Source organism: Candidatus Hydrogenedentota bacterium (genome assembly GCA_019637335.1).
Taxonomy (GTDB): domain Bacteria; phylum Hydrogenedentota; class Hydrogenedentia; order Hydrogenedentales; family JAEUWI01; genus JAEUWI01.
This window is the reverse complement of record JAHBVV010000001.1, coordinates 300,842-312,513: the sequence shown is the minus strand read 5'-3', so window position 1 is coordinate 312,513 and position 11,672 is coordinate 300,842. Positions and strand designations below refer to the sequence as shown.

Sequence of the window (11,672 nt, the reverse complement as noted above, 5' to 3'; positions counted from 1 at the left end):
CGATGTTGTGGGGATACCCCGGCCGGGACGTACCCCCGCTGTGGAGCGATTGCCGTTTGGAAAACGGGCGCCTGGTTGACGCGGGGAGTGCGTTCCAGGATCGGGCGCAGGTGCGCGGGTACGTCCCTTGACGGCGGAATCACGTGGTACGGGCCGGATTATGGCTTGTCGAGGACTTCGCGGATTTTTTTTGTGAGCTGGGCGAAGCTGTAGGGTTTGTGGATGAATTCGACGCCTTCGGCGAGGATGCCGTGGCGGATGACGGTGTCGTCGGCGTAGCCGGACATGAAGAGCACTTTGAGATCGGGCGCGATAGCCTTCAGCTCGGTGACGAGCTGCGGCCCGCTGAGCCCGGGCATGACGACGTCGGTGAGGAGGAGGTCGACCTGGCCGGTGTTTTCGCGCATGAGCTCGATGGCGCGGCTGCCGCTTTCGGCGGCGAGGACGGTGTAGCCGGCGTGGGTGAGGATCATGTGGGTCACGGCGCGGAGGGCTTCTTCGTCTTCGGCGAGGAGGATGGTTTCGCTGCCCCGCGTGATGTGGGGGGCGGTTGCGGGGGCGCGCTCTTCGGTTGCGGGGGCGTCGATGCGGGGCAGGTAGATCTGGAATTCGGCTCCCTGGCCGGGGGCGCTGGTGACCCAGATGCCGCCGCCGCTCTGCTTGACGATGCCGTAGACGGTGGCGAGGCCGAGTCCGGTGCCCTTGCCCTGTTCCTTGGTGGTGAAGAAGGGCTCGAAGATCCGGTCGAGCGTGCGCTGGTCCATGCCCACGCCGTTGTCGCGCACGGTGAGGCAGACATAGTCGCCGGGGTCGGCTCCGGGGCGCTGCTGTGCGTCGCTTTCGCCGAGGGTTTGGTTGGTGGTGGCGATGGCGAGGCGCCCGCCCCGCGGCATGGCGTCCCGGGCGTTGATGGACAGGTTCATGAGGACTTGCTCGATCTGTCCGCGGTCGGCCATGACCGAGCCGAGTTCGGGGGCGAGGTTTACGTCGAGTTCGATGTCCTCGCCGATGACGCGCTGGAGCATTTTTTCGAGGTCGGAGACGATTCCGTTGATGTCGGTGACTTCGGAGCGCATGATCTGGCGGCGGCTGAACGCGAGGAGCTGGCGGGTGAGGTCGGCGGCGCGATCGGCGGCGTTTTTGATCTGGATGACTTCGTCGCGGAGGGGGTCGTCTTCTTCAAGGGTCTGGAGGGCGAATTCGGAGTAGCCGCCGATGACGCCGAGGAGGTTGTTGAAGTCGTGTGCGACGCCGCCGGCGAGGCGGCCAACGCTTTCCATCTTCTGGGCCTGCTGGTATTCCGACTCGAGGCGCTTTCTATCGGAAACGTCGATATTGGTGCCGATGATACGGGCGGGCGTTTCGGTGGCGGCGGGGTCGGACGAGGCCGCCATGAGAATCCACCGGTACTCGCCGTTGCCCTTGCGCAGGCGGAGCTCGCGCTGGAACCGCGCGCCGGGGTTGTTGGCGCAGGTTTCGAGATCCTCGCGCAGGGGGCCGGCGTCCTCGGGGTGGACTTGATCGAGCCAGTATTGGACGGTGAGCGTGTCGGGGTCGGGTTCGGCGTTGGCCGGCACGAGCCACTCGGCCGAGTAGGAGACGGCGCCCTCGCGCATATCGCATTCCCAGAGGACGATCTTGCCGGCCCTGACGGCGCGCTGGAGGCGGTCCTGGGCCTCGTGGAGGCGCTGTTCGGCGGCGAGCTTCTCGGTGACGTCCTCTTTGATGGCGACGAAGTGGGTGATGGCGCCGTGTTCGTCCCGTATGGGGGAAATGGTCTGGCTTTCGCTGTAGAGGCTCCCATCTTTCCGGCGGTTGAGTATGGTGCCGGACCAGACCTGGCCGGCCAGGATGGTGCTCCACAGTTCTTGGAAAAACGCGGTTTCGTGGCATCCGGAATCGAGAAGATCCTGGGGGTGTTTACCGATCGCCTCTTCGAGGGAATAGCCGGACATGGCGGTGAAGGCGGGATTGACCCAGGTGATGAGGCCGTCACGTTCGGTGATCAATACGCCGTTGCTTGCGGCGATCATGGCGGCGCTCTGGAGACGGAGGCGCTCCTCGGCCTGGCGGCGCTCCCACTCCTCCAGGGCGAGGGAGACGAGGTTTCCGAGGGCGATTACAAATGTTTTCTCGTTGGAGGTCCATTGCCGGATCGGGCCGACATGTTCGCAGCAGAGGACGCCGTGCAGCAGGCCGCCGAAGTGCACGGGCGCGTCGAGCATGGAGGTGATGCCGGTGGCGGGAAAATAGTCGCGGGCGAACTCGCGGGTGCGCGGGTCCCGCGCGGCGTCGCTCGCGGCGATAAGCCCGAAACCGCCGAGGGCGCGGAAGTAGGCGGGATAGTCGCTGGCGGCGAGGGTCGCGCCGCTCTCGTGCGTGGCGAGCACCTGGTCGTAGAGGTCCAGGCATTCAATACCGGAGCGATCCGCCACAAGACGCCAGATACTCGCGCGCGCGACGCCAAGGGTATGGGCGGCGGTTTCGGTGACCTGGCGCAGGGCGTAATGGAGATCGTCGCGGCTGATGGAGGCGGCGCTGGTAAGGGCGATCAGGGCGTTTCGCTGCTGGAGCAGCTGTTCCTCGCGCCGCCGCAGTTCTTCCTCGGCCTCCTTCTGGGGGGTAATGTCGAGGTGGGTCACGACGATGCGGTCGGGTCCGTCCCCGCCGAATCGGGCCATGCGGCAGCGGTACCATCGCGGTTCGCCGCCGCAGTGACCCTGGTATTCGTATGTGGACTCGGCCTCACGGCCGGCGATGACCTCTCGAAGCAGGGCGGCGCACTCCGGATGGCAGGACTCAGGGGCATTGAGGTAATTCCCGCCTTCCAGGGCGGCGGCGGGGTCGGGCCCATACTGTTCCTCGAATTCGCGCCAGGCGCGGTTGACGGCCTGGACGCCGCCGTGCGCGTCCAGCACGGCGATCCGGGGGCTGAGGGCGTCGAGCGCGGCCTGCGCGAACTGCCGGCTTTCCAGGAGGCGGGCTTCCGCCTGTTGGTGGGCTTCGCGCGCCCGGGCCTCCTCGATAGCGCGTTCGACGCAGGGGCCGAGGCGGGCGAGGTCGTCCCGGCGCACGAAATCGGCGATGCCGAGCTTAAGGTACTCGACGGCCTTCTCGGCGGGGAGATCGCCCGCGAGCAGGATGATGGGGAGATCGGGAAAGTGGCGCCGCACGGTGGCCCGGCAGGATTCGACGCCGCCACGTTCCTGGTGAAGACCGCATACGAGCGCGTCCCAGGGTTCGCTGGTGAGCGCCGCGAGTTGGCCGGGATCGGTTACGTGGCGACACTCGGCATTGTGGCCGGCGCGCGCAAGCGACTGGGTGATCGCCTGGAACTCGGCCGGATCGCCAATCACAGCGAGGATTTTCCAAGTGACGCCCAAGACCTCAAACTCCCGTGGCAGCGCCATTCGGCGCGCCCGAAGGGGGCGCGACGACGGCCCCAGTTTCCGGCGGGGCGATAGTCAGTCTGGCGGCGCCCCGGCTGCCCGTGGTTATTCACTTACTCACTATACTTGGATGAAACCGCCTCCCACAAAACTCGTAATTCTAAGCCGGAATGAAGCTGGCTTGAATCCTCGACGAAAGAATCCCGCGCCGCAACGGAAGTACGGACGAATGGGAGCGCGGGCGGCCCGCCCGCAACGCGCCGGAGGCGCGAGTCCGTTAAACAGCGGTAGTCCGGGTCCAATTGTGGCCCATCCGGTTTGAGCGTACGGGATTATTCATAGGCGCTTCTCCGTGCCCGAATTATCCGGAACCGTCGATGTAAGCCGGTTGGGGCCTCTGTTGGTGAAATCGTATCGACTGGCCTTTCGGCCCGAAGGGCCAGTGCAGCTCCCAGCCCCGGGCAACGCCCGGGGAATACGGGGACACCACCTTCCCCGCCCTGAAAGGGCAGCGCAGTGGTGAGCCGGTCCAGCGCTTCTGAATTTCAACTGCGCTGCCCTTTCAGGGCGTATAAGAAACCCACCGCTCAACCCCTGGGCGTTGCCCAGGGCTGAAAACTGCGTTGGCCCTTCGGGCCGAAAGAGTGCGTTGGCATCCAGTTCTGCTGCCGAAAATACGGCCTGCACCACAGACAAGGTTTAAGGAATCTCGTATCCGCTCATAGCGTCGCCGCTCGGAAATGAGAACCGAGTAATCTACCCTTAGCCGTCATCGTTGCCGAAGCACCTTCAAACCGGATGAGCCCCAATTGTCTCCCCGATCAAGTGTGCCGATATTGCAAACACGCCATGCCCCTCCGGTGCATGGCAGGCGGGGACGCCCTCCACGGCGCGTCTTCGACCTGCGCTCCCAGCCTTGCGCGCTCTCGTAGTAGTAGTAGTAGTAGTAGTAGTAGTAGTAGTAGTAGTAGTAGTAGTAGTAGTATCGCGGCATGACAAAAATGCGCTGGCGGCGCCGCGTGGGCGCATCTTATCGTCGATTGATCATGATACGCCGATTTGGCCGATTTCGCCAGCGAGATCCAGTGCGGATCAGGGGTTCGGCTGGGCGAGTTCGGGGAAGGCGCCGCGGAGATCGGCTTCGTAGACGCGGCCTTCCGGGTCGGAGGCGAGAACGATCCAGGGCGCATCCGGAGGAAAGGGGTGGCGCGGGCCGGTGACATTCTGGATGGCGCTCTGGTGCGCCGGGTCGGGGGCGATAACGGTTCGGGGCGGCTCGATGCGCCCGGGGACCTCCGGATTGACGCGGGAAAAGACGATTCTTGCGTTGTGCGGGAAGGGCAGGGCGCGGTCGCTGTCGCCGTAGCCGGTGAGGATGGCGGGGCAGTCCGCGCTGGCGACGGCGATGGGGCGGCTGGGGCGCGTTGTGGCGGTGCGGACGGCGTAGGGCCAGGAGCGCCAGGCGCCGCCGGCGATACGTTCGTGGAGCGTGAATTGGGGTTGGCCGTCCGTATCGATTTCGTTCTTGGTCGCGGCCCAGAGCGTTCCGCCAGGGGCGAGAACGGTGTTGATGTGGTCGTCGGCGGCCTTGCCGCCTATTTGAATGGCGATTTCCGGCTCCCAGTCCTCCGGCCGGGCGCCGTCGTTGTGGGCCCGCTTGAGGAAGGCCTCGCGGCGCTGGTCGGACCAGAGCACGCCGATCTGGTTGTCCGGCAGAGGCGTCACGGCGGCGATGTCGTCGGGATCGACGCCTTCGGCGAGGACAATGGGATCCGACCAGGCCGTGGCGTCCGGGGGCGCGGCCCACACGCAGACCTTGACGCCCGCGACCGCCGCAACCCACCAGGCGCCGGCGGCGTCGCGGGCGATTGTGGCGGTTTCGATGGCGTCCTCCGGAGAAGGCGGACTGAGTTCCGCGAGGACCCGCGCTTCCCAATGGCCGGTCCCGGATTCGCTTTGGCGGACGAGGCGGAATACAGAGATGGCGCCATTGGACTTGGTGAGGCCGGTCACGGCGGCGGCGGTGATGCCGTCTTCTCCCGGCCATACATCGGCGCGGCCGGGGGCTCCCTGGAGCGCGCGGGCGACTTCGGAATGCTCGCGCCAGCCGGCGTCCGTCCGCCGCCAGAGCGAGGGGCCGGTGGCGCGGGGTAGCAGCGCCCACCAGCATCCGTCCATGTACCAGAGTTTCGACTGGGGCTTGTCGGCGGTGGGGCTGGCGTAGTCAAGTTGGAAGGCGGGGTTGGCCGCCGGGGCGAACGCCTCCGCGGGCGCGGGCTGGGCAAAGGCGGGCGCGGCCAGGAGCACGGCCAGGCGGATGACGAGCGCTGTTGTGGCGCGATTTTTCGTTGGCATTGGGTGACTCCCGTGGTGAGGGTGCGTGTACGCGGAGCATAGTAACACCGGTGGCGTGGCTGGGGGCAGTCCTTCGCCGCCACGATTTCCCCGATTTTTCATCCCGGCCCTGTTATGGTAGACTTCCAAAAGGCTGTGTGGTTGAAGTTCCACGCTGGCGCGGGCGTTCCCCGCACCGGCACGCAGAGGCAGGCTGCCAGATGGGCAAATCCTGGACACACGCGGCGCTCGCGCCGCTATTCCTATGCACCGCCGCGACCGCGGCGGTGGCCGGGCAAGCCCTGCCCGATTCCCCCGACTACTTCGAGCAGCACATCCGCCCCATTCTCGCCGCCAACTGCGTCCAGTGCCACGGCCCGGAACGCCAGAAGAACGGCCTGCGTCTCGACTCCCGTCAGGCGATGCTTCAGGGCGGCGACACCGGGCCCGCGCTTGTCCCCGGCGATACCCAGGCCAGCCTCCTCGTCCGCGCTATTCATTACGACGGCCTGGAGATGCCTCCGGACCTGCCCCTCGCGAAAGCCGATATCGCCCACCTCGAAGCCTGGGTCGCCGCCGGCGCCCCCTGGCCGGAGCACGCCGCCGAGATCCGGGACACCGCCGGCGAGATCACGGAGGCCGACCGCGCCTGGTGGGCCTTCCAGCCTGTAACCCGGCCACCCGTCCCCGAGGTCTCCGGCGACGCCTGGTCGGCCAATCCCATCGACCGGTTCATCTACCGTGCCCAGCGCCGGGCCAACATTCGGCCCGCCCCCGAGGCGGACCGGACCACCCTCATTCGCCGCCTCTACTTCGACCTCCTCGGCCTGCCGCCCACGACGGAGGAAATTGACCAGTTCGTGCGCGATACAGAGCCCGACGCCTGGGCCCGCCTCGTGGATCGCCTCCTCGACGATCCCCGCTACGGCGAACACTGGGCGCGATTCTGGCTCGACCTCGTACGCTACGCCGAGTCGGACGGCTGGAACCAGGATCGGTACCGCGATCAGGTCTGGCGCTACCGCGACTACGTAGTGAACGCGTTCAACGCCGACAAGCCCTACACCGAATTCGTCCTCGAACAGCTCGCCGGCGACGAAGTGGCGCCCGGCGATCCCGACGCCACTACCGCCACCGGATACCTCCGGCTCGGCATCTACGAGTACAACCAGCGCAATGCCCGGGACCACTGGGACTCCATCATGAACGAGGTCACCGACGTCACCGGAAACGTCTTCCTCGGCCTCTCCATGGCGTGCAGCCGCTGCCACGACCACAAGTTCGACCCCATCCCGCAGACCGACTACTTCAGCCTGCGCGCCTTTTTCGAGCCCATCGTCTGGAAGGACGACGTCCCCGCCGTCACCCCGGATCGCCAGGTCGAATGGAAGCGGGAACTTTCCGCCTGGGAAGAGGCCACGGCGTTCATGCGCGCCGAGATCGATGCGCTGACCCGCCCCTACTACGAAAAGCACGCCGAGAAGGTCTCGGACATGTTCCCCCTCGATATCCAGGCCTGCTACCAGAAGGACCCCGCGCAGCGCGACTCCTGGGAGGCGCAGATGGCGTACCTGGTGGCGCGGCAGTGCATCGAGGAAGGGGGCGGCCCCCTACGCGCGATGTCCACGGAGGACAAGGAAAAACTCGCCGCTCTGGAAGCGGCCCTGAAAGAGTGCGGCCCGCCTCCGCCGGCCCCGCTGCCCGCCGTCATGGCCGTCGCCGATCACCAGGGCCCCCTCGCGCCCACCATCATGCCCGACGATCCGGATCGCACGCCCATTCCGCCACGCTTCCTCACCGTACTCGAAGGACTGCCCGTGGAACCGGTCGTCACCCCCGGAGCCGAAGGCAGCTCCGGACGCCGCAGCGCCCTCGCCCGCTGGATCGGCCACCCGGAAAACCCGCTTACCACGCGCGTAATTGTTAACCGGATCTGGCAACAGCATTTCGGCGAGGGCATCGTCCCCTCCGCAAGCGACTTCGGGCACCTGGGCCAGCCGCCCACGCACCCCGAACTGCTGGACTGGCTCACCGCGGAATTTGTGGAGAACGGCTGGCGCTTCAAGCACCTTCACCGCCTCATCCTGAACTCCGCCGCCTGGCGCCAGTCCGCCTACCACCCCGAAGCCGTCGCCAACCAGATGAAGGACCCCGGCGAGCTCCTCCTGTGGCGCGCGCGTGTCCGACGCCTCGGCGCCGAGGAAATCCGCGACGCCATGCTCGTCGCCAGCGGCGAGCTCGACGCCAAAACCGGCGGCCCGAGCGTGGATGTCAAGGCGCCCCGCCGCGGCCTCTACGTAAAGCGCCTGCGCAACACCCTCGAGCCCATGCTCGCCATCTTCGACACCGCCGACGGCCTAACCAGCACCGCCCAGCGCAACGCCACGACCACACCCACCCAGGCGCTCATGCTCATCAACGGCGAATACACGATCGATCGCGCAAAAAAATTCGCCGCCCGGATAAGAAAAACCACAGAAGGCGCGCCCGAGGACACGCTGGCCCTGGCCTTCCGCACCGCCTGGGGTCGCCCACCGACCGCGGCGGAACGCCAACGCGCCCTCGACTACGTCACCGCCGCCGATGGCGCCCTGGAGCCCCAGAAGCTGCTGGATCTTTGTCATGTGCTGCTCAATTCGAACGCGTTCATGTATGTCGACTGAACCGAAACACCCACGCGCGTTTGCGCAAGCCGAAGTAACTCGCTTCGACAACGGAAGTAGCTCAAAGGTCGCAAGCAAACCCGGGACGGCCCCGACCAACGCCGTCCCGAAAGCCCAAAGGATGTACCCGTGACCTCACGAATCTGCCGCGACAACGGCCTGCCGCACCACGAGCGCGTCCACTCCCGCCGGGACTTCCTCCAGCGCACCGGCGCGGGCTTCGGCGCGCTCGCCCTCGGCTGGCTCCTCAACCGCGACGCCGCGGCCACGCTCGCCGTCCCCCTGGCCCACCACCGGCCCCGCGCGAAGAGCGTCATCTTCCTCTTCATGGAAGGCGGCCCCAGCCACCTCGACCTGCTCGACCCCAAGCCCCTGCTGAACAAGCTCGCCGGCAAGCCCCTGCCGCCCAGTTTTGTCGAGCCCATCACCGCCATGGGCGAAAAGGGTTCGCCACTGCTGCCCGCGCCCCGCACCTGGACCCAGCACGGACAGAGCGGGCTCTGGGCCTCCGAGTGGATTCCCCACATCGGCTCCTGCATGGACGACATCGCCGTCATCCGCTCCTGCTGGACCAATGGCATCAACCACTCCGGCGGCGTATGCCAGATGAACACCTGCACCAACATCGCCGGGCGCCCCTCCCTCGGCGCCTGGGTCAATTACGGTCTCGGCTCCGCCAACGAGAACCTCCCGTCCTTCGTCGTCCTCTGCGACAATAAAGGGCGGCCCGTCAACGGCCCCCGCAACTGGGGCAGCGGCTTTATTCCCGCTTCCCACCAGGGCGTGCGCATCGACGGCGCCAGTGACGAGCCCATCGCCAATCTCCACGCGCCCGCCGATCAAACGCCGGAACGCCAGGCCGAGAAACTCGCGCTTTTGGACGCGTTCAACCGCGAGCACGCCGGCGCGCGCCCCCAGCAATCCGAACTCGAAGCCCGCATCCGAAGCTACGAACTCGCCTTCCGCATGCAGGCCGAAGCCCCCGCCGCGGTCGACATCAACCGGGAGCCCGCCCATATCCAGGAGCTCTACGGCATCGGCGAGAAGGAGACCGACACCTTCGGGCGCAACTGCCTCCTCGCGCGGCGCCTCGTCGAACGCGGCGTCCGATTCGTACAGCTCTACAGCGGCACCGGCAGCAAGTGGGATTCCCACGACAAGATCGAGCCCGAACACGCCGCCCTCTGCCGCTCCATGGACAAGCCCGTCGCCGGCCTGCTGAAGGACCTCAAGCAGCGCGGCCTGCTGGACGAGACGCTCGTCGTGTGGGGCGGTGAATTCGGCCGCACCCCCATGAGCGAAAAAGGCGACGGGCGCGACCACAACCCCACCGGCTTCTCCATGTGGATGGCCGGCGGCGGCGTCCAGGGCGGCCAGGTCATCGGCACCACCGACGACCTCGGCCTCTACGCCACCGAAGACAAAATGCACGTCCACGACATCCACGCCAGCATCCTCCACCTCCTCGGCCTCGACAACATGAAGCTCACCTACAACAACCGCGGCCGCCTCGAACGCCCCACCATCAACGAGGGCCACTTTAACCCGAAGCTTATTGGGGCATGAACGCTCATTACTGGCAGCCGACCTTCGTATTTGACGAAGAGCCCGATTGGAAGCGTCTTGGCGAATTGCATCCGGACGTATATATCTGCGGGTTCAGCCACCGGGAGGGACATTATTGGTACTCGCTGATGGGGATCAATGACCTGCCTCCGGAGTACCGGGACCTGGAAATCCCCTGGAGTTGGCCGGACAATTTCGAGGCGCCGGATACGCTGATCATCCCACAGGACTGCGCGGATTTCATAGAAAAGGCGGGGAAGGCGGGCTTAATTGCGCGTGCCGTGCTAACAGGGCAACTCAAGTTGGGCGTGGCGGTCTCCCTGCTGGCAGGGGTTCGAACGTTCGTTTTCGAAGCCGCGGAAGATCGTGACTCGATGAATATGGCCTGTGTGCTCAACAGGGGCGCTGTCGAGGGATTCGGCGCGGCCAGCGGCAATCTTGAACTCTGGTGGGAAGAGGCGAACATCGCCGTCCGATGGTTGCCAGCTGCCGATTCCATGGACCCCGAGTTGGATAGGCAACATCTTGAACGGCTCAGAGCACTGCCCTTCGTCAGGGTTGAAACAGCAGGCGGCGACGAGACGAAAGCAACAGACTGGCCGCGCTCTGTTTGGCCCGAGACATGGGCCGATGCTGGTGAGCTGATGGGTATAGGCCTGAACCCGCCCTCGTTCGATTGGGACAAAAACTGGCGGGATTGCTACTGGAAGCCAGCCCCAAATGAACCCAGCGCCTTGTCGGAGTTGTTTTGGCGGAGTTTCGGATGCCGTTTCTCCGGGACATGGCTGGGCAAGGTTCTCACATCGCGCAAGAACCCGTCCCCCAAGTTGCGATGACGAAATCTGACTGCCCCTCCGTGTTCCTCTGTCAACCCGCCCACGATGATCGCACTTGGGAATTCATCGTCCTCAGCTTTCCGCTACTCAAAGCCAGCTCCCAAATTAACTGTTTCGATCCAGGAACGGATTCTCGATCATCAGTCCCTCAATCCGCTGCCCATGCTGCATGTCCTCGGTCAGGAGGCGCGAGCAACCAGCCTCCAGAGCTGCGGCAATGATCAGAGCGTCGTAGAAGCCATAGTTATAGCGGTCTTGAATATCGATGGCCTTGGCATAAAGGCCAATGCTCGAACCGACGTGCAAGAGCGGGGCCAACACCGCTTCCAGGTAGTCGTGAATCTCTTTGGGCTCGAGTTGTATTTCTGCCTTCCGGGTAAAGGTATTCAAGCACTCCTGCACAACCTGAAAACTGATGCAGGCGCCGCCAGATGCAATCCCCTCTCCAATGATTCGGTCCGCAATCGGCGATTTTGCCTCATCCAATGCCTCGATTTGGTAGACGAACAAATTGGTATCGAGAAAAACATCAGCGGGCATTCATCTCATCCCGCGTCAACTTGCGCCCAACGCGAACCTTGCCACGAAGCGCGGTCATGACTTCGCTATAGCGCTTCACGCGCGTTTCTCGACCCGCATAATCGGTAAGCCACAATTGAATCTTCTCGTCCAACGTGGTGTGCTCCAGGCGCGCCCGCGCCTCTGCCGCCTCAATAAGGCGTTCATCCGCGTGTACCGTGATGGATTTCATTGCTCGTCGGCCTCCATGGGGAGTGTCTGCCCTTTAGTTTACATGGAAACTCACCACTCGGGCGAGCGGGAATCCGCACGGGATTGGTGTGAGAATACCAGACGCGCCTGATAGCGCCGCCCCACTATTGGCC

Annotated in this window: 8 protein-coding genes; 3 read left to right on the top strand and 5 right to left on the bottom strand. The window is 65.2% G+C overall.

Annotation, left to right across the window (positions count from 1 at the left end; all coding sequences use genetic code 11):
• Positions 1-158: 158 nt before the first annotated feature.
• From KF886_01250 to KF886_01240, 3 genes are all read right to left on the bottom strand, one after another.
• Positions 159-3,356 (bottom strand): PAS domain S-box protein, encoded by a 3,198-nt coding sequence (locus KF886_01250; GenBank protein ID MBX3175963.1) that lies wholly within the window; start codon positions 3,354-3,356, stop codon positions 159-161.
• Between the two features lie 802 nt (positions 3,357-4,158).
• The gene (locus tag KF886_01245) at positions 4,159-4,383 is read right to left on the bottom strand and encodes a hypothetical protein (protein MBX3175962.1); all 225 of its coding nucleotides are present in this window, start codon (positions 4,381-4,383) and stop codon (positions 4,159-4,161) included.
• Between the two features lie 98 nt (positions 4,384-4,481).
• Positions 4,482-5,744 (bottom strand): hypothetical protein, encoded by a 1,263-nt coding sequence (locus tag KF886_01240; protein ID MBX3175961.1) that lies wholly within the window; start codon positions 5,742-5,744, stop codon positions 4,482-4,484.
• Positions 5,745-5,944: 200 nt separating this feature from the next.
• On the opposite strand from KF886_01240, the gene KF886_01235 reads away from it, so the two are divergent.
• The 3 genes from KF886_01235 (at position 5,945) to KF886_01225 (ending at position 10,788) form a co-directional block, all read left to right on the top strand.
• Positions 5,945-8,386 carry a PSD1 domain-containing protein gene (locus KF886_01235; GenBank protein ID MBX3175960.1) on the top strand — a complete coding sequence of 814 codons (2,442 nt, stop codon included), beginning with the start codon at positions 5,945-5,947 and terminating at the stop codon, positions 8,384-8,386.
• Between the two features lie 159 nt (positions 8,387-8,545).
• A complete protein-coding gene (locus KF886_01230; GenBank protein MBX3175959.1) occupies positions 8,546-9,952 on the top strand; it encodes a DUF1501 domain-containing protein in 1,407 nt (468 codons plus the stop codon).
• Positions 9,949-10,788: a hypothetical protein gene (locus KF886_01225; GenBank protein ID MBX3175958.1), complete on the top strand. Its 840-nt coding sequence runs from the start codon at positions 9,949-9,951 to the stop codon at positions 10,786-10,788. Before KF886_01230 ends, KF886_01225 begins: the two co-directional genes overlap by 4 nt.
• 105 nt (positions 10,789-10,893) lie before the next feature.
• On the opposite strand, the gene KF886_01220 is transcribed toward KF886_01225, so the two are convergent.
• Entirely contained in the window at positions 10,894-11,328 is a 435-nt protein-coding gene (locus KF886_01220) for a PIN domain-containing protein (GenBank protein MBX3175957.1), read from the bottom strand.
• Positions 11,318-11,539, bottom strand: coding sequence for a hypothetical protein (locus tag KF886_01215; GenBank protein ID MBX3175956.1), 222 nt, complete (start codon positions 11,537-11,539; stop codon positions 11,318-11,320). Before KF886_01215 ends, KF886_01220 begins: the two co-directional genes overlap by 11 nt.
• Between the last annotated feature and the right edge of the window lie 133 nt (positions 11,540-11,672).